At 68.0% G+C, this 20,458-nt stretch carries 19 protein-coding genes; 11 read left to right on the top strand and 8 right to left on the bottom strand.

The genetic code is table 11. The features are described from left to right. The first annotated feature begins 40 nt into the window (after positions 1-40). On the top strand, positions 41-1,012 hold the full coding sequence (locus E5CHR_RS11480) for a Bug family tripartite tricarboxylate transporter substrate binding protein (RefSeq protein ID WP_162579791.1): 972 nt from the start codon (positions 41-43) through the stop codon (positions 1,010-1,012). Between the two features lie 381 nt (positions 1,013-1,393). On the opposite strand, the gene E5CHR_RS11485 is transcribed toward E5CHR_RS11480, so the two are convergent. Beyond that, positions 1,394-2,791 (bottom strand): FAD-containing oxidoreductase, encoded by a 1,398-nt coding sequence (locus E5CHR_RS11485; RefSeq protein ID WP_162579792.1) that lies wholly within the window; start codon positions 2,789-2,791, stop codon positions 1,394-1,396. 354 nt (positions 2,792-3,145) lie between these two features. Here E5CHR_RS11485 and E5CHR_RS11490 point away from each other — a divergent pair, with 354 nt between their 5' ends. After that, positions 3,146-4,246 (top strand): glycosyltransferase WbsX family protein, encoded by a 1,101-nt coding sequence (locus E5CHR_RS11490; protein ID WP_162579793.1) that lies wholly within the window; start codon positions 3,146-3,148, stop codon positions 4,244-4,246. A 21-nt stretch (positions 4,247-4,267) separates the two neighbouring features. On the opposite strand, the gene E5CHR_RS11495 is transcribed toward E5CHR_RS11490, so the two are convergent. Genes E5CHR_RS11495 through E5CHR_RS11510 form a run of 4 tightly spaced genes read right to left on the bottom strand, consistent with a single transcriptional unit; the run spans position 4,268 to position 8,916 of the window. Then, on the bottom strand, positions 4,268-5,500 hold the full coding sequence (locus E5CHR_RS11495; protein ID WP_162579794.1) for a M20 family metallopeptidase: 1,233 nt from the start codon (positions 5,498-5,500) through the stop codon (positions 4,268-4,270). Beyond that, positions 5,497-7,275 carry a 2-oxo-4-hydroxy-4-carboxy-5-ureidoimidazoline decarboxylase gene (gene uraD / locus E5CHR_RS11500; RefSeq protein ID WP_162579795.1) on the bottom strand — a complete coding sequence of 593 codons (1,779 nt, stop codon included), beginning with the start codon at positions 7,273-7,275 and terminating at the stop codon, positions 5,497-5,499. Before uraD ends, E5CHR_RS11495 begins: the two co-directional genes overlap by 4 nt. A 1-nt stretch (position 7,276) precedes the next feature. Then, positions 7,277-8,230 (bottom strand): allantoinase PuuE, encoded by a 954-nt coding sequence (puuE, locus tag E5CHR_RS11505; protein WP_162579796.1) that lies wholly within the window; start codon positions 8,228-8,230, stop codon positions 7,277-7,279. A gap of 8 nt (positions 8,231-8,238) precedes the next feature. After that, positions 8,239-8,916, bottom strand: coding sequence for a GntR family transcriptional regulator (locus E5CHR_RS11510; RefSeq protein WP_162579797.1), 678 nt, complete (start codon positions 8,914-8,916; stop codon positions 8,239-8,241). Between the two features lie 93 nt (positions 8,917-9,009). Here E5CHR_RS11510 and uraH point away from each other — a divergent pair, with 93 nt between their 5' ends. Then, positions 9,010-9,372 (top strand): hydroxyisourate hydrolase, encoded by a 363-nt coding sequence (uraH, locus tag E5CHR_RS11515; protein ID WP_162579798.1) that lies wholly within the window; start codon positions 9,010-9,012, stop codon positions 9,370-9,372. Between the two features lie 166 nt (positions 9,373-9,538). Here uraH and E5CHR_RS11520 read toward each other — a convergent pair whose 3' ends face one another. Beyond that, positions 9,539-10,051, bottom strand: a complete 513-nt coding sequence (locus tag E5CHR_RS11520; protein ID WP_162579799.1) for a hypothetical protein — start codon at positions 10,049-10,051, stop codon at positions 9,539-9,541. Positions 10,052-10,104: 53 nt separating this feature from the next. Here E5CHR_RS11520 and xdhC point away from each other — a divergent pair, with 53 nt between their 5' ends. The 3 genes from xdhC (at position 10,105) to E5CHR_RS11535 (ending at position 13,660) form a co-directional block, all read left to right on the top strand. Continuing rightward, a complete protein-coding gene (gene xdhC, locus E5CHR_RS11525; protein WP_162579800.1) occupies positions 10,105-10,914 on the top strand; it encodes a xanthine dehydrogenase accessory protein XdhC in 810 nt (269 codons plus the stop codon). A gap of 171 nt (positions 10,915-11,085) precedes the next feature. Further along, positions 11,086-12,294, top strand: a complete 1,209-nt coding sequence (locus E5CHR_RS11530) for a urate hydroxylase PuuD (RefSeq protein ID WP_162579801.1) — start codon at positions 11,086-11,088, stop codon at positions 12,292-12,294. A gap of 37 nt (positions 12,295-12,331) precedes the next feature. Further along, a complete protein-coding gene (locus tag E5CHR_RS11535; protein WP_162579802.1) occupies positions 12,332-13,660 on the top strand; it encodes a glycerate kinase type-2 family protein in 1,329 nt (442 codons plus the stop codon). Here E5CHR_RS11535 and E5CHR_RS11540 read toward each other — a convergent pair. Beyond that, entirely contained in the window at positions 13,655-14,560 is a 906-nt protein-coding gene (locus tag E5CHR_RS11540) for a LysR family transcriptional regulator (RefSeq protein WP_162579803.1), read from the bottom strand. The two genes, E5CHR_RS11535 and E5CHR_RS11540, sit on opposite strands and share 6 nt — an antisense overlap. Positions 14,561-14,667: 107 nt before the next feature. Here E5CHR_RS11540 and E5CHR_RS11545 point away from each other — a divergent pair, with 107 nt between their 5' ends. Genes E5CHR_RS11545 through E5CHR_RS11565 form a run of 5 tightly spaced genes read left to right on the top strand, consistent with a single transcriptional unit; the run spans position 14,668 to position 19,711 of the window. Continuing rightward, on the top strand, positions 14,668-15,543 hold the full coding sequence (locus E5CHR_RS11545; RefSeq protein ID WP_162579804.1) for an HpcH/HpaI aldolase/citrate lyase family protein: 876 nt from the start codon (positions 14,668-14,670) through the stop codon (positions 15,541-15,543). A gap of 52 nt (positions 15,544-15,595) precedes the next feature. Continuing rightward, positions 15,596-16,603 (top strand): tripartite tricarboxylate transporter substrate binding protein, encoded by a 1,008-nt coding sequence (locus E5CHR_RS11550; RefSeq protein ID WP_162579805.1) that lies wholly within the window; start codon positions 15,596-15,598, stop codon positions 16,601-16,603. Continuing rightward, positions 16,603-17,478, top strand: a complete 876-nt coding sequence (locus E5CHR_RS11555) for an amidohydrolase family protein (RefSeq protein ID WP_162579806.1) — start codon at positions 16,603-16,605, stop codon at positions 17,476-17,478. Before E5CHR_RS11550 ends, E5CHR_RS11555 begins: the two co-directional genes overlap by 1 nt. 22 nt (positions 17,479-17,500) lie before the next feature. Next, a complete protein-coding gene (locus E5CHR_RS11560) occupies positions 17,501-18,481 on the top strand; it encodes a Bug family tripartite tricarboxylate transporter substrate binding protein (protein WP_162579807.1) in 981 nt (326 codons plus the stop codon). Positions 18,482-18,508: 27 nt separating this feature from the next. Further along, complete coding sequence (locus E5CHR_RS11565; RefSeq protein WP_162579808.1) at positions 18,509-19,711, top strand: CaiB/BaiF CoA transferase family protein; 1,203 nt, start codon at positions 18,509-18,511, stop codon at positions 19,709-19,711. Positions 19,712-19,729: 18 nt separating this feature from the next. Here E5CHR_RS11565 and E5CHR_RS11570 read toward each other — a convergent pair whose 3' ends face one another. Further along, entirely contained in the window at positions 19,730-20,431 is a 702-nt protein-coding gene (locus E5CHR_RS11570; RefSeq protein WP_162579809.1) for a TetR/AcrR family transcriptional regulator, read from the bottom strand. Between the last annotated feature and the right edge of the window lie 27 nt (positions 20,432-20,458).

Genomic DNA, 20,458 nt, shown 5'->3' on the forward strand with positions numbered 1-20,458 from the left:
TTTTATTTTTTCATTCAACGACCCCAAGGAGACAACGAGCATGATCCGATTCCGAGTGCCTACCCTTACGCTGATCCTTGCCGCGCTGGTGGCCACAGGCGGCGCGGCGGCCCAAGGCTTTCCCGAGAAGCCCATCACCTTCGTCGTGCCCTTCGCGGCCGGCAGCGCGACCGACCAGATCGCCCGCGCGCTGGGCAACGGCGTCACGGCCGAGACCAGGCAGCCCGTGGTGATCGACAACAAGGCCGGCGCGAGCGGCTTCATCGCCTCTCAGCAGGTCGCCAAGGCGGCGCCCGATGGCTACACGGTGCTCATCACCACCAACACCACGCACGCAGCCAACGAGCACCTGTTCAAGAAGCTGCCCTACGACCCGGTGAAGGACTTCGCGCCGGTGGCCGCACTGGGCAAGGGCGGCCAGATCATGGTGGTCCGGCCCGACTTTCCGGCCAAGACGGTGGCCGAGTTCGTCGCACTCGCGAAGAAGGAGCCGGGCAAGCACAGCTTCGGCAGCGGCAGCTCGTCGAGCCGCATGGCGGGCGAGCTGTTGCAGCAACTGGCGGACATCAAGCTGCTGCACGTGCCGTACAAGAGCAACCCGCTGGCCGTGACGGACCTCCTCGGCGGGCAGATCGACATGATGATTACCGACACCGCGACTGGCCTGCCTCAGGTCAAGGCCGGCAAGCTTCGCGCACTGGGTGTCTCCGGCGCCAAGCGCTCGCCGCTCGCGCCCGACGTGCCCACCATTGCCGAGGCTGGCGTCAAGGGTTACGAGATGGGCTACTGGTTCGCGGCCTATGCGCCTGCGAAGACGCCGCCGGCAGTGGTGAAGCGGCTCAACGAGCTGCTGGTCAAGGCGGCGAAGAGCGATGCCGCCAGGACCGCCTTCTACGAGCCGACCGGCACCGAGGTGTTCACCGGCACGCCGGAGGAGCTGGCGAAATTCCAGGCGGCCGAGTCGCAGAAGTGGGGCCGCATCGTGAAGGCGGCGGGCATCGAGGCCGAGTAGACCTGTCTCTGCTTGTAAGGCGCGGTGAGTACTTAAGTTTCGAAAATACCCCTGGAAGGGGGTGACTTGATGCGAACGCGCCACGGGGAGTCCATGGATGCCTGTTTGACGGGCATTCCGTCGGAACGCCCGCAGGGCCTCGCACGGATGAGTTGCTCTCTGGGTTTTCCACAACGTTATCCACGGGCCCGGGGGATAAATTTCCCTCTGACCGGAGCTCTCGAAGGCGGGCCCGGCTCGGGACTTAGCCACACGCCCGGCTAACAAATAATTCACGGCCTGACAAGCGCGTTACCGACAAAAGACACAGGCGAGAAATGGGGTCCGGCAGTGGCCTCCGTCGTCGTCCAGCAGCCCCAAACTCCTAAACGTCAGAATTCATCAGTTTTGCGCTGGCTCCGCCTCCAACGGCCGCAAGCTGCCCAGCACCGTCGGCAGCAGCTCCGACACCGTGGGATGGATGAACACGGCGCGCTGCAGGGTGGACACCGGCCGCCGCGCATACATCAGCGTCAGCAACGCGTGCACTGCCTCGTCGGCTTCCACGCCCAGCAGCGTGGCGCCGACCAGGTGACGCGTCTGCGCATCCACCAGGACGCGCAGGAAGCCTTGCTCCTCGCCTTTTTGCACCGCACGCCCGACCCGGGACATGGGACGCTCGCCGATCAGCGTCGGCCGGCCCGACCGCAGCGCCTCGCCGACGGTGATGCCGATGCGTGCGAGCGGCGGATCGGTGTAGAGCGCATAGGCTGGAATGCGATCCCCCACGCGCCGCGGGTCGTCGTCCAGCAGGTTGGCGGCGACGATCTCGAAGTCGTTGTAGGCCGTGTGCGTGAAGGCGCCGCGGCCGTTGCACTCGCCAAGCGCCCAGATGCCTCGTACCGAGGAGCGCAGTTGGTCGTCGACTTCGATGAACCCGCGTTCGTCGATCTTGACCCCGGCATGCTCCAGCCCGAGGTCGTCGGTGTTGGGACGGCGGCCGGTGGCGTTGAGCACGTGCGTGCACTGCAGCTCGTCCTGGTCATCGCCGCATCGCCAGCGCGCTGCAATGCGCTCGCCCTCGCGCCGCAGGGCAAAGCATTCGGTACCCGTGCGGATCTCGACGCCCTCGCGCTCGAGGATCTCCTGCAAGGCGGCTGCGACGTCCGCGTCCTCGCGCGGCACGATCTGCGCGCCGCGCTGCAGCACGGTCACGCGCGAGCCGAAGCGCCTGAACATCTGGGCGAACTCCAGTCCCACGTAGCTGCCCCCTACCACGCCTAGATGTTCGGGCAGGCGGTCGAGCGCCATGAGTGACGAGTTGTTCAGCACGTCCACGCCATTGCGGATGTCGGGCGCCAGCTCGCTCGCGCGGCCGCCCACGTTCACGAAGACGCGTTCGCTGAGCAACAGCCGATCGCCCACGCGGACCGCGCCCGGCCCTTCGAAGCGCGCATGGCCCTGGATCACCGTGACGCCTGGCATGCCCCGCAGCCATTTCTCGACGTTCTCGCTCGATTGGCCGGAGATCCGGCTCTTGCGCGCCATCACCGCGCCGAAGTCCACCGCGGCCTCGCCCCGGATCGAGATGCCGTAGTCCTCGCTCCGATGCATCAGCGCCGCCACGTGCGCGCTCGCCACCATCGCCTTGGTCGGGATGCAGCCGGTGTTGACGCAGGTGCCGCCGAAGCGATGGCGTTCCACCATCGCGACGCGCTGGCCGGCGCGCGAGAAGCGATCGGCCAGTGCGGGACCGGCCTGGCCAGCGCCGATGACGATGGCGTCGAATTGCTCTTGCATGTGCATCTCCTTGCAATGCGGGCAGTGTCTCAGGGCGTGCGCGCCCTGACCAGATCCAGTTGCCCGTTGCTCGGCATCCGGAGTGCGCGCCACCACGGAACGCCTTGCCTCAGTAGGTGCGCGCCTACAAGCAAAACGTACGCACGTGAAGGGCTGTCCGCCCACGCATGCCTCACGATGAAAGCCCGAGCATCTCGCCTGGCGCGTGGCGCCTGGCGCTTGGCGCTTGGTGCAGGCGTACACACACGAACATGAGGAAACGAGTATGGGAATCGACCTAGGCCGAACCGAGGCGCAAGCCGGTGTCGCACCGCACGCACATTGGACTGCGCCGCTTGAACGCGGGTCGCGCTCTTGAACAGTCCGCAACTGCTGGCATTCCTGCTGCCGCAATTTCATCGCATCCCGGAGAACGACCAGTGGTGGGGCGAAGGCTTCACCGAATGGACGAACGTCAGGAAGGCACGGCCGGGGTTCCGCGGGCACCGTCAGCCCCGCGTGCCGCTGCACGGCCGCTACTACGACCTGCTGGACCCCAACACACAGGACTGGCAGGCCGAGCTCGCCAAGTCCCACGGCCTGGGCGGCTTTTGTTACTACCACTACTGGTTCGCTGGACGCCAGCTGCTGGAACGGCCGGTGGATTCGATCCTGCGGCGGCGGGCGCCCGATTTTCCGTTCTGCCTGGCATGGGCCAACGAGCCGTGGACCCGCGCGTGGGACGGGGGCGACCGCCACGTGCTGATGCCGCAGAGCTATGGCGACAGGACCCATTGGGAGGCTCACTTCCGCTATCTCGAGAAGTCGTTCCGGGACCCCCGCTACATCCAGGTCGACGGCTGTCCGGTGATCCTCATCTACCGAAGCGGCAGCATCGCCGAGTGCGGCGACATGCTGGATTGCTGGCGCAACCTGGCGGTGAAGAGCGGCTTCGCAGGGCTGCACGTGGTGAGCATGCTGACCGTGTTCGGGCGCGACGAGCGCAGCCATCTTTTCGACGCCTACGTCGAGTTCGAGCCCTTCTACACGCAGGCGCACCTGCCGGTTCACCTGAGGATTTCGGAGAAGCTCGTGAACGGGGCCAGCCGGCTGTGCTGGCGCTACCTTGGAAAAGGGCCCTACGCGCCGCGCAGCAGGGACTACCGGGCGATGTGGCGGGCGCTCGCCAGCCGTCCGGTGCGGCCTGACCAGTACCCCGGCGCCTTCGTCGACTGGGACAACAGCCCGCGCAGGCGACTGGACACGAGCCTGGTCATGCGCAACGTGGATGTCGATACATTCCGCAGCGGCTTCTCGCAGCTGTACGAGAGAGCCACCAACGCCGGCGCCCGCTTCATCTTCATCAATGCCTGGAACGAGTGGGCCGAGGGCACCTACCTGGAACCGGACGAGGACATGGGCACCGCCTATCTCGAAGCCATCCAATCGGTGGTGGCGCGCAACGCCAGCGGTTGAGCCGCCGCGCCCCGGCGCAGCTCAGGAAAGCAGGTCGTGCAGGGTGCGCGCGATCACCTGGGTCGCGCGCCGCAAGTCTTCCAGCACCACGCGCTCGTCGCTGCGCTTGGCATGCGATTCGAGCACGCTGCGCGGGCCGGCGCCGTAGATCACGCCCGGGATGCCGGCTTCGACATAGAGCCGCACGTCGGTGTAGAGCGGCGTGCCCATGGCCTTGATCGGCTCGCCGAAGACCACGTGGCCGTGCTTCTGGATCGCATCGACCAGCGGCTTGTTGCCGGGCAGTGGCTTCATCGAATTGGCCAGCAGCAGGCGCTTGATGTCGACGGTGATGCCCGGCACCTGCGCCGCGGCATCGGCGATGACCTGGCGGATGGCTGCCTCGACCTCGGCCGGATGCTCCTCGGGGATCATGCGGCGGTCCAGCTTGAACGTGACCTTGCCGGGTACGACGTTGGTGTTGGTGCCACCCTCGATGCGGCCCACGTTGAGGTAAGGGTGCGTGATGCCCTCGACCTTCGACGTGACCTCCCGGTAGAGCGTGTTCTGCGCATAGAGCGCCTCGAGGATGCGGACCGCGCCCTGCAGCGCGTCGACGCCGGTGGCGGGCACGGCCGCATGCGCCATCTTGCCGTGCACGGTGACTTCCATCTGCAGGCAACCGTTGTGGGCCGTCACCACTTCGTAGCTGAAGCCCGCCGCGATCATCAGGTCGGGCTTGGTGAGGCCGTTCTTCAGCAGCCACCCGGGGCCCAGGATGCCGCCGAATTCCTCGTCGTAGGTGAAGTGAAGCTCGACGCTGCCCTTGGCGGGCTTCGCCACCGCCTCCAGCGCGCGCAGCGCGAAGGTGAAGCTCGCGAAGTCGCTCTTGCTCACGGCGGCGGCGCGGCCGTAGAGACGGCCGTCCTCGATCTCGCCGCCGTAGGGGTCATGCGTCCAGCCTTCGCCGGGCGGGACCACGTCGCCATGGGCATTCAATGCCACGGTGGGGCCTGTGCTGCCGTACTTGCGCCGCACGATCAGGTTGGTGATCGACTCCAGGCCGTAGTCCTTCACCTCCTGCGCGGGCACCGGATGCTTCTCGGCCGCGAAGCCGAAGTCTTCCAGCAGCTCGGCCGTGCGCTCCGCATGCGGCGCGTTGTTGCCGGGCGGCGTGTCGGTGGGCACGCGCACCATCTGCTGGAGGAAGCGCACCTCCTCGTCGAAATGGTCGTCGATCCAGGCATCGAGCCGGTCGTAGTCGGTGGTCGTCATGTCGTTGTCTCGGAGGCCAGGTTGTCGAGCAGCAACTGGAAGGCTTCGACCGCCAGCTGCATGTCGTTGTTGGTGCTCGATTCGAGCGGGTTGTGGCTGATGCCCGAATTGATGCCGCGCACGAAGAGCATGGCCTGCGGCATCACTTCGTGCAGCTTCATCGCGTCGTGGCCGGCGCCGCTGGGCATGCGGTGCAGGGGCACGCCGAGTGCGTCGACCGCTTTCTCCCAGCGCTGCTGCCACTCGGGGGCGCTCGGCGCGGCGGAGGCCTTCATGCTCTCTTCGATCGTGTGGCGCACACCGCGGCGATCGCAGATCGCCACCAGCTCGGCCAGCACGTCGGCGGTCAGCTTGTCGCGCTGCGGATTGTTGGGCGCGCGCAGGTCCAGGCTGAACTTGCAGCGGCCCGGCACCACGTTGATCGAGCCGCTGGGCACTTCCAGCATGCCGACGGTGGCGACCGAATCGCCATCCCTGGCGGCGCGCTTCTCGGCGTAGAGGATCAGCTCTGCGACCGCCGCGGCGGCATCGCGCCGGCGGTTCATCGGCGTGGTGCCGGCGTGGCTGGCCATGCCGATCACCTCGCCGACATAGCGGACGCCGCCGTTGATCGAGGTCACGATGCCCAGTGGCAGGTCGAGCTCGGTCAGCACCGGTCCCTGCTCGATGTGCACTTCGACGAAGCCCAGGTAGCGCGACGGGTCTCGCTTCAGCTTGGGGATGTCTTCCTCCTTCAAGCCGGCGATCGCACGCGCCTCGCGCATGCTGATGCCGTCGGCGTCCTTCTGGTCGAGCCATTTCGGGTCGAAATGCCCGGTCAGCGCACCCGAGCCGAGGAAGGTGGCCTTGTAGCGCTGGCCTTCCTCTTCCGCGAAGCCGACGACTTCGAAGGCGAAGGGCAGGCGGCGGTTCTGGCGCTTGAGCTCGCGCACGCAGGCGATGGGCACGAAGATGCCGAGCCGCCCGTCGTACTTGCCGCCGTTGCGCACGGTGTCGTAGTGGGACCCGGTGAGCAGCGCCTTGGCATCGGGCGTGGTGCCCTCGTAGCGGCCGACCACGTTGCCGACGGCGTCGATCTGCACGCTGTCGAAGCCGGCCTCGCCCATGCAGTCGGCGATCTGCTGCGCGCAGGCGCGGTGCGCCTCGGTCAGGTAGGTGACGGTGAGCTGGCCCTTCTCGGCATAGCCGGGATCGGTGTGCACGGAGAGCTGCTCGTGCCAGTCCCACACGTCATTGCCCAGGGTGGGCGTGACGCCGAACTTGTCGTCCAGCCGTATCTCGGCGATGCGGTGGATGTTGCGCAGCGCCTCGGCGCGCTCGAAGTCCGCGGGGTGGTGCAGTCGGCGCTCGAAGGTTTCGATGATCTCGCGCTTGCCGAGGCCCGTGCCGCGCGGCCCGCGCACCGCGAGGATGAAGGGAAAGCCGAACTTGGCGTTGTAGTCGGCGTTGAGCTGCTGGATCTTCGCGAACTCCTCGGGCGTGCAATCGGTGAGGCCGGCCTTGCCCTGCTCGTGGGTGGACTCGGCGGTCAGCGTCTTGCTGACCATGGCCTTGCCGGCGAGCTCGGGGTGGGCGCGGATCAGGCCGAGCTGTTCGTCTTCGGTCGCGCTGGAGACCGCCTGCACGAGCGCATGCTTGAGATGCGCGAGCGAGCGGAAGGGGCGTGCCGCGGCGGCGCGCTGCGCGATCCACGGCGAATGCTCGTAGGTGCCCTCGAGCAGGGCCGCGAACGGGTCGGGGGCGGCGGCGTTCAGTTGTTCGATGCTCAGCGCCATTTCAGGCTCCCTTCGATTCGGTGTAGGGGTGCGCCGCCTTCCAGTGGCGCGCGATGTCGAGCCGGCGGCAGACCCAGACGCGGTCGTGCCGCGCGATGTGGTCCAGGAATCGCTGCAGTGCGGTGATGCGGCCGGGCCGTCCGAGCAGGCGGCAATGCATGCCGATGCTCATCATCTTCGGCGCCTCGTCGCCCTCGGCGTAGAGCGCGTCGAAGCTGTCCTTCATGTACTGGAAGAAGGGGTCGGCGTGCGAATAGCCTTGCGGCAGTGCGAAGCGCATGTCGTTGCAGTCCAGCGTGTAGGGGACGATGAGCTGCGGCACCACGGTGCCGTCGGTCTTGCGCACCTTCATCCAGAAAGGCAGGTCGTCGCCGTAGTAATCGCTGTCGTACTCGAAGCCGCCGTAGTCGGCGACCAGGCGGCGCGTGCGGGGGCTGTCGCGGCCGGTGTACCAGCCCAGGGCCCGTTCGCCGGTGAGCCTTTCGATGGCCTGCATGCCCAGCCGCATGTGCTCGCGCTCGGCGGCCTCGTCCATGGTCTGGTAGTGGATCCAGCGCCATCCATGGCAGGCGATCTCGTGGCCCAGTTCCTTGAAGGCGGCCGTCAGCTCGGGGTGCCGCTCGAGCGCCATGCCGACGCCGAACACGGTCAGCGGCAAGCCGCGCTTCTCGAACTCGCGCAGGATGCGCCAGACACCGGCACGCGAGCCGTACTCGTAGATGCCCTCCATGCTGATGTGCCGGTCCGGGTAGCTCGCCGGGTTGAACATCTCCGAGAGGAACTGTTCCGAGCCGGTGTCGCCGTGCAGCACGCTGTTCTCGCCGCCTTCCTCGTAGTTGAGGACGAACTGGACCGCGACGCGTGCACCGCCGGGCCATTGCGCATGCGGCGGGTTGCGGCCGTAGCCGACCAGGTCGCGCGGGTAGGGCAGGGTGGTGTCGTAGATGTTGCTCATGACATGCATCAGGCGGCCAGTGCGACCGAGATGTCGTGGGTAGGGACCTTGCGGTCGAAAACGAGGTTGGCCTCGACGTTCATCAGGTGCTCGGTCATCAGCCGCACGGCGCGCTCCTCGTCCTTCGCGGCCAGCGCCTTCACGATGTCGGCATGCTCGTCGTTGGAATGCTCGGCGGCACTTGCGCTCTGGTACATCAGCGTGATGAGTGCGCAGCGCGAGATCAGCTCGCCGAGGATCTGCGCCAGGACCTGGTTGCCCATCAGCTCCGCCATGCGGACGTGGAAGTCACCCAGCAACTCGGTGCGGCCGGAGACGTCTTCACCCGAGACGGCAGCCCTTTCGAGCGCGACGTGCTCCTTGAGGGCCTTGATCTTGGCGGGCGTCACGCTGCGCACGAACTCACGCGTCATTTCAGCCTCCAGCATGCGGCGCACGGCGAATACTTGCTTGGCCTCGTCGACCTCGGGGGCCGCGACGAAGGCACCACGTGCAGGCTCGAGCCGGATCAACTTGTTCTGCGAAAGCTGGAACAGCGCCTGCCGCACCAGGGTGCGCGAGACGCCGAAGTGATCGGCCAGCTTCTGCTCGGCCAGCTTGCTGCCCGGCTGCAGCCGGTGGTCCACGATGGCCTTGGTGAGCGCATCGACGATCGCGCGGGTGGTGGTCGAATCCATGTTTTTCATGATAGACCCAAAGCCGAGAAGTGTATACACTTTTGTCGACCGGAATTTCCCGAATCACTTGGAACGTGCTTGCGTTCCTGAAGGAGCATCACCATGGGCCTGAGCACCCACGTTCTCGACACCATGCATGGCGGCCCCGCGGCCGGCATGGAGGTCGCGCTCTACACCACCGAGGGCACCGGCGAGGACGCGCGCGCCACGCTGGTCAAGCGCTTTGCACTCAATGCGGACGGACGCAGCGATGGGCCGCTCTATGCGGACGGTGAATTGAAGGCGGGCACTTACCGGCTCGTGTTCGACGTGGCGGGCTATTTCAAGTTGCGCGGCGTGAAGCTGCCCGAGCCGAACTTCCTGAACCGGGTGGCGCTGGATTTCGGTGTTGCCAACGCAGAGCAGCACTACCACGTGCCGCTGCTGGTCAGTCCTTGGAGCTACTCGACCTACCGCGGGTCCTGAGTGCTCTTGCGCCATGGGGTACTTGGGAAAGCCGATGGATCTGTCGTCCTGGCTTGGGTGTGTTTCTTCTTCAAGCTCCGCACTCCGGCCGATCTCCGCACCCTCGCGCAACTCCACGTCCGCACCCCCGAGCAGCCCCATGTGCTGCAAGGCCTGGACCGCTGCACTAAAACTGCGAGGCCTGCCCCTCGCTCAAGGTGTCGAGCTGAAAATGCCCGCTCTTGTCCCACAGCCAGGTGTCCGTCCAGGTCAGCTTGCCGATGCGGCTTGCGGCCGGGTAGGGCGCCGCGCTCAGCACGGTGCGTTCGATCTCGGCGATCACCTCGGGGGCATGCTTGGGCGCGCGCATCCAGTTCATGCTGGTGACGCGGCCATTCGCATCGAGGCTGACCGAGAGTGTGCCGATGGCGTAGAGCAGGGGCGGCAGCTTGCCGGCGTAGATGCGATTTCCATTGCGCGCGTAGATGTGCCGGGCGGCGTCCTGCTTGTATTCGCGCGGGGTTGCAGCATTCGAGGGGCGTGGCGCCGCGCCGGAGCCTTGGGCGGTCGCATCGCTGAGCTGGCCGGGCACGGCGCCCGTCGAGCCCGGAAGCCCGCCGCAGCCGGCGAGGCCGAGGGCCATGGTCAAGGTGGCCGTGAAGGCGCGGCGCAGAGGCGTGGCGAGCAGCGTGAATGTCATGCAGGGATTTATACCGTGGGCGCAAGCCCCTGGCGCAACCGGAGGTTTCGCGGATGAACGGCATGGTCGACGAACTGCTGGCGCGCCTCGCGCGCGGCGAGGAGGGCGTGCTGGTGCGCGTCGAGCAGACGCAGGGCTCCGCGCCGCGCGAAGCCGGCACCTGGATGGCCGTGTGGGCCGACGGCCTCACCGCCACCATCGGCGGCGGGCAGCTGGAGTACCAGGCGACGGAGGAGGCGCGCGGCTGGCTGCTCGGCGGCGCGGCTGTCGAAGGCGTGCGGCGTTACCCGCTCGGCCCGAGTCTCGGCCAGTGCTGCGGCGGCGTGGTCTTCCTGTCGTACCGGCGCATTTCGGCGGCCGATGCGAAGTCGCTGCAGGCCGAACTGCTGGCGCATCTGGAACCGGTGGCCCTGTTCGGCGGCGGCCACGTGGGCGCGGCATTGGCGCGGCTGCTTGCGACGCTGCCCTTCAAGGTGCGCTGGATCGACAGCCGCGATGGCGTGTTCCCCGACGCGTTGCCGGCCCAGATCGAGACCGAGCATTCCGACCCGGTGCACGATGCCGTGGCGCAACTCGAGCCCGGCTCGCGCGTGCTGATCATGAGCTTCAGCCATGCGGAGGACCTGGACATCGTCATCGCCTGCCTGAAGCGCCTGCGCGCGCGAAACGACCTGCCCTACGTGGGCTTGATCGGCAGCAAGACCAAGTGGGCGACCTTCGGCCACCGGCTCGAGGCGCGCGGCTTCACGGCCGAAGAGCTGGCGCGCATCACATGCCCGATCGGCGTGCCCGGCATCACAGGCAAGGAGCCCGAGGTGATCGCGGTCGCGGTCGCGGCACAGTTGTTGCAATCGCCGGGCTAGGGTTTTCATGCAGGCCTCGCCCGCAAAAAATCCTGCGAACTCATCTCAAAAGTGTATACACTTCAGTCCACAGCCGCAGCGGAGCGAGGTCTTTTCAGGGGCCTGCGTTCGCGGCCTTTTCTCTGCTTACAGCGCCCGCAGTGGTGAGCAGTCCAAACCAAGGTTGAGCACATGGAAAGCTACTACCTCGACTGGGCCAATCTGCTGCTGCGCTGGGTCCACGTCATCACCGCCATCGCGTGGATCGGCGCCTCCTTCTACTTTGTGATGCTGGACAACAGCCTCGAGAAGCCGCAGGACCAGGAATCGCTCGACAAGGGCGTCGGCGGCGAGCAGTGGGCGGTGCACGGCGGCGGCTTCTACAACATGCAGAAGTACGCGCTGGCGCCCAGGAAGCTGCCGGACCACCTGCACTGGTCCTATTGGGAAAGCTATTCCACATGGCTGAGTGGCTTCGCGCTCTTCACCATGTCCTATCTGTGGAACGCGAGCACCTACCTGATCGACAAGTCCAAGATGGACTGGCAGCCCGGCGCCGCGATTGGCGTGGCGCTGGCCTTCTTCGTCGTCTTCTGGATCGTCTACGACGGCATCTGCCAGATCTTCGGGCAACGCAAGAATGGCGACACCCTCGTGGGTGTGCTGGTGGCGGTGTTCATCGCCTTCGCCACCTGGCTGGCCTGCCAGTGGTTCGCCGGCCGCGCGGCCTTCCTGTTGGTGGGCGCGATGATGGCCACCACCATGAGCGGCAACGTGTTCTTCTGGATCATCCCGGGCCAGCGCAAGAACGTGCAGGCGATGCGCGAAGGCCGGCCGGTGGACCCGATCCACGGCGCCCGCGGCAAGCAGCGCAGCGTGCACAACACCTATTTCACGCTGCCGGTCCTGTTCGCGATGCTAAGCAACCACTACAGCTTTACCTACACGCACAAGTACAACTGGATCGTGCTGCTGCTGATCATGCTGGGCGGCGCGGCGATCCGGCAGTTCTTCGTGGTGCGGCACCGCTTCAAGCTCGGCAATGCGGGCAACCCGCTGCCGTATGCAATGGTCGGTGTCGTGGTGCTGGGCCTGTCGATCGTGTGGATGCAGCCCGAGCCCGCCGCCGCGCCGATGGCCGGCGCCGCCGCTTCGCAGAAGGTGGCCTTCGGCGACGTCAAGAAGGTGCTGGAGCAGCGTTGCTACATGTGCCATGGCGCCCAGGTGCAGATGAAGAACGTGCGCCTCGACACGCCCGAGCAGGTCGCCGCGCATGCGCAGGGTGTGTACCAGCAGGCGGTGGTGACGAAGATCATGCCGATGAACAACGCAACCGGCATGACCGACGCCGAGCGTGCGCTGGTCGCGAAGTGGTTCGAGGGTGGCGCCAAGACCCAATAGTGGGCCGTGGACAATCCGGCAACGGAGACTGTAAGCAATGAACTCATCCCCAGCCCTGCCCGATCCGCACGCCGCACCGCGCGATTTCCTCGAACAGCTCTATCGCGTCGCAGTCCGGCGCGCGCTGCCGCTGGACAGCATGGGCGCGTATCTCCCGAAGCCGCCCAGGGGCCGCACGCTGGTGCTCGGCGCCGGCAAGGCGGGCGGCTCGATGGCGCAGGCGCTCGAGGCCCTGTGGCCGGCCAAGGCGCCGCTGTCGGGCCTGGTGGTCACGCGCTACGGGCACATCCCGCCGCGTGCCGAGGGGTTGGCGCAGCGCATCGAGATCGTCGAGGCCGCGCACCCGGTGCCGGACGAGGCCGGCTTGAAGGCGGCCGAGCGCATCCTTGCGCTGACGCAGGGCCTGACTGCCGACGACCTGGTGCTCTGCCTGATCTCCGGCGGCGGTTCGGCGCTGCTCACGCTGCCGGCCGAGGGGCTGACGCTGGCGGACAAGCAGCGCATCAACAAGCAATTGCTCGAATCGGGCGCCCACATCGGCGAGATGAACTGCGTGCGCAAGCACCTGTCGCGCATCAAGGGCGGGCGGCTGGCTGCCGCCTGCGGTGCTGCAAAGGTGGTGACGCTCACCATCAGCGACGTGCCCGGCGACGACCCCGCCGTGATCGCCAGCGGGCCGACTGTGCCCGATGCGACGACGTGCGCCGACGCGCTGGCGATCCTCGATCGCTACCGCATCGAGGTGCCGCCGGCCGTGCGTGCGCAGCTCGAAAGCGGCGCCCTCGAAACGCCGAAGCCGGATGACGCCGTGTTCAAGGGCCATGCGACGCACCTCATCGCCACGCCGCAGCAGTCGCTCGAAGCGGCGGCCGAGGCGGCACGCGCAGCCGGTATCGAGGCGCACATCCTCAGCGACGAGATGGAAGGCGAATCGCGCGAAGTCGGCAAGGTGCATGGCGCACTGGCGCGTGCCGTTGCGCTGCGCGGTGCGCCGTTTGCAAGGCCCTGCGTGATCCTGTCGGGCGGCGAGACGACGGTCACCATCCGGCCGCGGCAGCCGGGGCAGGCGAAAGGCCGCGGCGGGCGTGCCGGCGAGTTCTGCCTCGGCCTGGCCGGCGCTCTGGCGGGGCAGAAGAACGTGTGGGCACTGGCCGCCGACACCGATGGCATCGACGGCGTGGAAGACAACGCGGGCGCCTTCGTCACGCCCGACACCCTGGCGCGCGCCCAAGGGGCGGGCCGCAAGCTGGCCGATCACCTCGATCGCAACGATGCGTATGGCTACTTCGATGCGATCGGGGATCTCTGCGTGACGGGGCCGACGCACACCAACGTCAACGACTTCCGGGCCTTGCTGGTGCTATAGCGGCCTTTTCCCCCTGGCCCGACCTGCAGCCATCGGAAACAAGGCCATCGCCTCGTCCCGCACAGCTTCCACCAGCCGCAGCCTGAGCGAGGCGCGCGACCAGATCAGCCCGACCCGCCGTGGTTCGAAGGGCAGGGGGAGCGAGATGCGCGCCACCCGCAAGCCCTCGGGCCAGGGGCGGATCCAGTCCGGCACCAGCGAGACGCCCAGCCCTCGGTCCACCATCACCGCGATGGCGCCCAACGCGTTGAGCTCGAAGCGCTCGCGTGGCTTGATGCCGGCCTTGCGCAGGTACTGCTCGGCCTGCCGGCCGCCCCACTGCGTCCGGTCATAGCGGATCAGCGGCTGGGTCGCCAGCAGTTCGTGCGGATCGGCGCTGGCCCACTTGGAAGGCGCCAGCACCACCAGCGGTTCCTCGCGCAGCAACTGCCAGCCCAGGGCCTTGGGCAATGCCACCGGCGACTGCAGCACGATGGCCGCGTCGAGATCACCGCGCTGCACCGCCGGGTGCATGTCCATCGAGTAGCCGGGCTGCACGTACACGCTCACGCCCGGATAGCGCTTCACCAGCCCGGCCAGGATGTCGGGCACCATGCCCAGCAGCGCGTTGGGGCCGGCGCCCAGGCGCAGGTCGCCTGACAGCGTCGCGTCGTTGGCCACCGTGCGCAAGTCGGCTATCTGTCCCAGCAGTTCGCGAGCGCGCTCGATGATGCGATCGCCCGACTCGGTGGGCGTCACCGTGCGGCCGAGGCGCTTGACGAGTGAGGTGCCCATTTCACGTTCGAGCGCGCGCACCTGCTGGCCCACCGCGGCGGGGGTGAGGTTGAGCCTGCGGGCGGCTTCGGCCATCGAGCCATGCTCGACCACGGCCACGAACGTCTTGAGGAAATCTGTGTTCAAGGCGCGCTCCCGACCATGAAGAGAAACTATCTTCTGAAGATAGCACCGGGCGGTTTTTCTTTTCGATGCAAGGGCGCAGACTCCCGCAATTCTTCTGGAGACAACGGATGCGCAGCAAGCTCTTCGTTCCCGGCTCGCGCCCGGAGCTCTTCGCCAAGGCTTTGTCGGGCGCCTCCGATGCCCTGTCCTTCGACCTCGAGGATGCCGTGGCCGAGGCGCGCAAGGCAGAGGCGAGAGGCCTGGTCGCCGAGCTCCTGCGCTCTCCGGCGGCGCAAGCCGCGGGCAAGACGCTGATCGTGCGTGTCAATGCCATCGACACGGCGCATTTCGAGTCCGATGTCGCCGCCGTCGTGTGCGAGGGGCTGCACCTGCTGAACCTGCCCAAGGCCGAGTCCGTCGAGCAGGTGCGCGCCGCGGCGGCTGCGCTGGAAGCGGCCGAGCGTGCCAACGGCGTCGTTCGGCCGGTGCGGCTGCTGCTCAACGTGGAGTCGCCACGCGGCCTGCGCGAGGCAGCCGCGATGGCGCAGGCGCATGGGCGCGTGGCCGGTTTGCAGCTCGGCTTTGGCGACTTGTTCGAGCCCCTCGGCATTGCGCGTCGCGATGCAGCCAATGTGCATGCCGCCATGTTCGCGATGCGCATGGCCGCCGGCGAGGCCGGCGTGTTCGCGTGCGACGCGGCCTTCGCTGATGTGGAGGATGCCGAAGGCTACCTGGCCGAGGCGGAGATGGCGCGCCGGCTCGGCTACATCGGCAAGAGCTGCATCCACCCGAGCCAGGTAGCGCTCGCGCACCAGGTGTTTCGGCCGCCTCGGGCGGAGATCGAGCGCGCGCTGCGCATCGTCGAGGCCGCTAGGGAGGCCCGGGCGCGAGGGGTCGGCGCGTACATGGTGGACGGCCGCATGGTCGACGGGCCGTTCGTGCGCGGCGCCGAGGCCGTGCTCGCGGACGCGCGCCGCCTGGGCCTGCTGCCGCCCGAGGGCTGAGCGTCACGAGACCGCCCCGACCCTGAACTGAAGGCATACAACCGGAGACGACATGAACTTTTCCCGCCCCTTTCCTTCTTTTTCGGCCCACCGCCGCCGCGCGGCAGGCCTGCTGATCGGCCTGCTCGGCGCCACGGTGTTCTGCGCGGATGCGCCCGCACAGGACGCCTGGCCTTCGCGCCCGATCACCATCGTCGTGCCTTATCCGGCCGGGGGCTCCAACGACGTTTTCGCACGCGCCATCGGCCGGCAGCTTGCGGAGGCGCTGGGCCAGCCAGTGCTGATCGACAACAAGCCGGGCGCCGGCGGTACGCTGGGCACCGGCATCGTCGCCAAGGCGCCGGCAGACGGCTACACGCTGGCCGCGGTCTCGTCCAGTTTTGTCACCAATGCGGCGGTCCAGCCGCGCCTGCCCTTTGATCCCGTGAAGAGCTTTGCGCCCGTCGCCATGATGGCGCAGGGACCCTTCGTGGTCGCGGTGCGCGCCGACTTGCCAGCGAAGACCCCGGCGGAGCTGGTGGCGCTGGCCAAGCAACGGCCCGGCAAGCTCAACTACGCCTCCTCGGGTCCGGGCAGTACCAACCAGTTCGCGACCGAGCTGCTCAAGTCGAGCGCAGGTGTCTTCATCACCCACATTCCCTATCGTGGCATGGCGCCCGCGACCACCGACCTGATGGGCGGCAACGTCGATGTGCTGATCGCGAGCGGCCCCTCGCTGCAGCCGGCGCTGCGCTCGGGCAAGGTGCGCGCGGTCGGCATCACCAGCGCGAAGCCTTCGGCCACGGCGCCTGATCTGGTGCCGATGGCGCAGGCCGTTCCCGGCTACAGCTTCGGCATCTGGTGGGGCATGCTGGCGCCGGCGGGCACGCCGGCTGCCGTGGTGCAGCGCCTCAACACCGAGATCAACAAGATCGTTGCGGGGCCGGAAATGAAGGCCTTCCTGCTGCGCGAAGGCGCCGAGCCCGCGGGCCTGACGCCGGCGCAGTTCGCCGCGCAGATCCAGCGCGAAATTCCGTACTGGCAGAAGGTGGCCAAGGAGGCCGGCATCTCGACCGAGTGATGGCGAGCGAACCCTATCCCAACTCGGCCGGCAGCGCCGTGCCACGCGATCCGGTTCCGGCCGACGCCTGCGATGCGCACATCCATGTGTTCGATGCGCGCTTCGAGGAGGCGCCGGGCGAGAAGCTGACAGCCACGCCCGCGCACGCCACCGCCGCCGACTACCGCGCGATCCAGCGACGTCTGGGCACCCGCCGTGCGGTGGTGGTGCAGCCACGCGCCTACGGCACCGACAACAGCGCAACGCTGGACGCCATCGCGCAGCTGGGTGCGTCCGACACGCGCGGTATCGCGGTGCTGACGCCCGGGGCGAGCGATGCGGAGCTGCGCCGCCTGCACGCCGGCGGTATTCGCGGACTGCGGCTCACGCTGCACGCGGCCGCGGGGGCGCCCACCCGCTTCGACATGCTGATGCCACTGGCCGAGCGCATCGCGCCGCTGGGCTGGCACCTGCAGCTGCACTTCCAGGCGGCGCAGATCGTGGCGCACGCGGCCGTGTTGCGGCAGGTGCCCTGTCCCATCGTGTTCGATCACCTGGCGCGCCTGCCCGTGGGCGGCAAGCACGCCGAACCCGCCTTCGCCCTCGTGCGGGAACTCCTCGAGCAGGAGCGCGCCTGGGTCAAGCTGAGCGGTGCCTACCTCAACACGCACTCCGGCGCCCACGGCTACGCGGACACCGTCGAAACCGCCCGGGCGCTGGTGCGCATTGCGCCCGACCGCCTTGTGTGGGGCAGCGACTGGCCGCATGCCACCGAGGAAATCCACAAACCCGACGACGCTGAGCTGATGGACCTGCTCGGCGTCTGGGTGCCGGACGCCGCCACGCGCAACGCCATCCTGGTCCACAACCCGGCGCGCCTCTACGGCTTTGCCTGAACCTTTACCGAGAAACCAAATCATGTTCCTGACCCGCCGTCATGCCTTTCTGGCGCTCGCGTCCTGCGCGCCGCTGCTCGCGCTCGCGCCCCGCGCCCACGCTCAGCCCGACTACCCCAGCCGCCCGGTGCGCCTGATCGTCCCGATCGCGGCCGGCCAGGCCACCGACATCCTCGCGCGGGTCGTGGCCGAGCAGCTCTCTCGCTCGCTGGGGCAGCCTTTCGTGGTCGAGAACAAGGCCGGGGCCGGCACCACCATCGGCACCGACTTCGTGGCCAAGGCGGCGCCCGACGGCTACACGCTGGTGATGGCCACCAGCGCCGGCTTCGCCGCGGCGCCAGCGCTGTATGCCAAGCTGCCCTACGACCCGGTGCGCGACTTCGCGCCCATCTCCAATGTGGGGCTGGTGATCCAGACCCTCGTCGCTCGCCGGGAGGCGCCCTTCGACAACCTGCAGCAGTTCGTCGCCAAGGCCAGGGATGGCTCGATGAGCTATGCCTCGGCGGGCAACGGCTCCACCTCGCACCTCACCACCGAGATGTTCCTTCACCAGGCCGGTGTGCAGGCCGTGCATGTGCCCTTCAAGGGCGCGGCCGAGGCGCAGCCGCAGTTGATCGGCGGCCAGGTGCAGTTCATGTTCGATGCCTTGCCCGCGGTGCTGCCGCAGGTGCGCGCCGGCAAGCTGAAGGTGATCGGCGTCGGGTCGGCGCAGCGCACGCCGCTGCTGCCCGAGGCGCCGACGCTGGCGGAGCAGGGGTTGAAGGGCTTCGACGCTGTCGGCTGGATCGGCCTGGCGGCACCGGCAAAGACGCCGCCGGCCGTGCTGGACAAGCTCAACCAGGCGGTGCACCGCGCGATGGCCACGCCCGAGATGCAGGAGCGGTTGAAGGCGCTTTCCTTTACGCCCGCGGCGGATACGCGCGAGCATTTCGGACGCTTCATCGCGGGCGAGATCGGCAAGTGGGGCCAGGCGGCGAAGACCGCCAACATCGCTCCGCAATGACGCTCCCATGAACACAAGGACATCGCCATGACGACCCACCAGGAGCAGCGCGGTCCGCTGACCGGGATCCGCGTGCTGGACCTCAGCGCCTACATCGCCGGGCCCTACGGCTGCACGCTGCTCGCGGACATGGGCGCAAGCGTGGTCAAGATCGAGCCGCCCTCCGGCGACAACCTGCGCAAGTACCCGTCGACGCTGGAAGCCGAGAGCCGTGCCTTCATCGGCGTCAACCGCAACAAGAAGGGCCTGGCGCTGGACCTCAAGAAGCCGGAGGGCCTCGAGGTGCTGCATCGGCTGCTGGCGCAGGCCGACGTGCTGGTGCACAACTTCAGGCCGGCCGTGCCGGCTCGCCTGGGCATCGGCTACGAGCAGCTGTGCGAGCGCTACCCGGCGCTGGTCTATTGCGCCGTCACCGGTTACGGCGAGGAAGGGCCGCTCAAGGACAAGGCCGGCTACGACCAGGTGCTGCAGAGCATGACCGGCATCTGCGCGATGCAGGGCAAGGCGGGCGGTCCGCCGGAGATCGTGTATGGCTCGGTGGTGGACTATTACGCGGCCTCCATGCTGGCGATGGGCGTGAGCGCCGCGCTGGTGGAGCGCGCGCGCAGCGGCCGCGGGCAGTACGTGGGCGTGTCGCTGCTGCGCAGTGCACTCGCCATGCAGTCGGCGCGCCTGGTGTGGGCCGACGGCGAGGGCCGCGAGGTGGGCCGCGACATGCGCTCGGGCGGCGTGACCGGCCTGCATCCCACGGGCGAAGGCTACCTGTACCTGTCGGCCAACACCGCACATTTCTGGACGGCGTTGTGCGAGCGCACCGGCCTGCAGGCCCTGGCTGCCGACCGGCGCTACGACACCGTGCGCAAGCGAGCGCAGCATGCGGGGGAGATCGTGCCGCAACTGCGCGCCGCACTTCAGCGGCACAGCGCGCTCGAGTGGGAAGCGATCTTCGGCGAGGCCGTACCCTGCGCGGCAGCGCGAGCAGTGGAAGACATGTTCGTGCACGAGCAGGTGCTGGCCGAGCGCATGGTGTCGCACTTCAGCCATCCGGACGTCGGGGGCTACCGCGGCTTCGACAAGCCGGTCAAGTTCGGCAGCACGCCGGGGCCCAGGCCTTTTGCGTCGCCGGGTTTCGGGCAGCATGCCGCGGACATCCTGGCGGCGCATGGCTACGGCGACGAGGAGATCGCGCGCCTGCGTGCGCTGGAGGTATTGCCCGACCGCATGGTTTGACATGCGGCTTCGGGGCTGTCAGCTCGCGGGCCTCTTCTTCCCGACCCGATGCGCCTGCCTCAGCGCGTCCAGTCCCGCGAGCACGTAGCGCATCAGGTCCTCGAACACGCCCTCGCTGTCTTTCGCCATGGCCGGCAGCACCTTGAGCGGGATCTCCTTCGGGGCAACCAGCATCACGATGCACGGCAGCACGGAGAACACCAGCGCCCGCTGCACCGCCGGATGATCGGCCGGCAGTTCGAGGATCTCGGCCAGCAGCCCCAGCAGCAGTTTCGCCTTCGGACGCACGGCCTTGTCGACCAGCGCCGGCGCCAGCGGTCCGGGAGCCATCATCTCGCGCAGCACCACGCGAAAGCCCCAGCGCGTGGCCTCGCGCGAAGAAGGCGCCAGCATGTGCCCGAGCAATGCGCGCAGCTTGTCGCGCGGATCGCCAAGCGCGCGCGTCATCTCGACCAGCTCGTCCACGCTGACGATCTGGCGGTGCGCCTCGATCAGCACCTCTTCGTACAAGGCCTCGCGGCTGCCGAAGTGGTAATTGACGGACGCCATCGGCGTGCCGGCGCGCTCGCAGATCTCCTTGCTGGTGGCGTCGGCATAGCCGCGCTCGGCGAACACCTGCCCCGCGGTCTCGAGCAGCAGCGCGCGGGTGGCAGCACCGTCGGGTCGGGGTGCACGCATCGCGCGTGCGGCAGGGGCTTTCTTTTTTGTGGCGGTGGGCATGGCGAAACACTCGAAGGGCGCGGCACT

This window comes from Variovorax sp. PBS-H4, assembly GCF_901827205.1.
GTDB lineage: Bacteria > Pseudomonadota > Gammaproteobacteria > Burkholderiales > Burkholderiaceae_C > Variovorax.

What these genes read in the sequence shown, in the direction of transcription:
- E5CHR_RS11480 (WP_162579791.1), top strand. Translation starts at nt 41, where the DNA reads ATGATCCGATTCCGAGTGCCTACCCTTACGCTGATCCTTGCCGCGCTG.
- E5CHR_RS11485 (WP_162579792.1), bottom strand. Translation starts at nt 2,791, where the DNA reads ATGCAAGAGCAATTCGACGCCATCGTCATCGGCGCTGGCCAGGCCGGT.
- E5CHR_RS11495 (WP_162579794.1), bottom strand. Translation starts at nt 5,500, where the DNA reads ATGACGACCACCGACTACGACCGGCTCGATGCCTGGATCGACGACCAT.
- uraD (WP_162579795.1), bottom strand. Translation starts at nt 7,275, where the DNA reads ATGGCGCTGAGCATCGAACAACTGAACGCCGCCGCCCCCGACCCGTTC.
- puuE (WP_162579796.1), bottom strand. Translation starts at nt 8,230, where the DNA reads ATGAGCAACATCTACGACACCACCCTGCCCTACCCGCGCGACCTGGTC.
- E5CHR_RS11510 (WP_162579797.1), bottom strand. Translation starts at nt 8,916, where the DNA reads ATGAAAAACATGGATTCGACCACCACCCGCGCGATCGTCGATGCGCTC.
- uraH (WP_162579798.1), top strand. Translation starts at nt 9,010, where the DNA reads ATGGGCCTGAGCACCCACGTTCTCGACACCATGCATGGCGGCCCCGCG.
- E5CHR_RS11520 (WP_162579799.1), bottom strand. Translation starts at nt 10,051, where the DNA reads ATGACATTCACGCTGCTCGCCACGCCTCTGCGCCGCGCCTTCACGGCC.
- xdhC (WP_162579800.1), top strand. Translation starts at nt 10,105, where the DNA reads ATGAACGGCATGGTCGACGAACTGCTGGCGCGCCTCGCGCGCGGCGAG.
- E5CHR_RS11530 (WP_162579801.1), top strand. Translation starts at nt 11,086, where the DNA reads ATGGAAAGCTACTACCTCGACTGGGCCAATCTGCTGCTGCGCTGGGTC.
- E5CHR_RS11535 (WP_162579802.1), top strand. Translation starts at nt 12,332, where the DNA reads ATGAACTCATCCCCAGCCCTGCCCGATCCGCACGCCGCACCGCGCGAT.
- E5CHR_RS11545 (WP_162579804.1), top strand. Translation starts at nt 14,668, where the DNA reads ATGCGCAGCAAGCTCTTCGTTCCCGGCTCGCGCCCGGAGCTCTTCGCC.
- E5CHR_RS11550 (WP_162579805.1), top strand. Translation starts at nt 15,596, where the DNA reads ATGAACTTTTCCCGCCCCTTTCCTTCTTTTTCGGCCCACCGCCGCCGC.
- E5CHR_RS11555 (WP_162579806.1), top strand. Translation starts at nt 16,603, where the DNA reads ATGGCGAGCGAACCCTATCCCAACTCGGCCGGCAGCGCCGTGCCACGC.
- E5CHR_RS11560 (WP_162579807.1), top strand. Translation starts at nt 17,501, where the DNA reads ATGTTCCTGACCCGCCGTCATGCCTTTCTGGCGCTCGCGTCCTGCGCG.
- E5CHR_RS11565 (WP_162579808.1), top strand. Translation starts at nt 18,509, where the DNA reads ATGACGACCCACCAGGAGCAGCGCGGTCCGCTGACCGGGATCCGCGTG.
- E5CHR_RS11570 (WP_162579809.1), bottom strand. Translation starts at nt 20,431, where the DNA reads ATGCCCACCGCCACAAAAAAGAAAGCCCCTGCCGCACGCGCGATGCGT.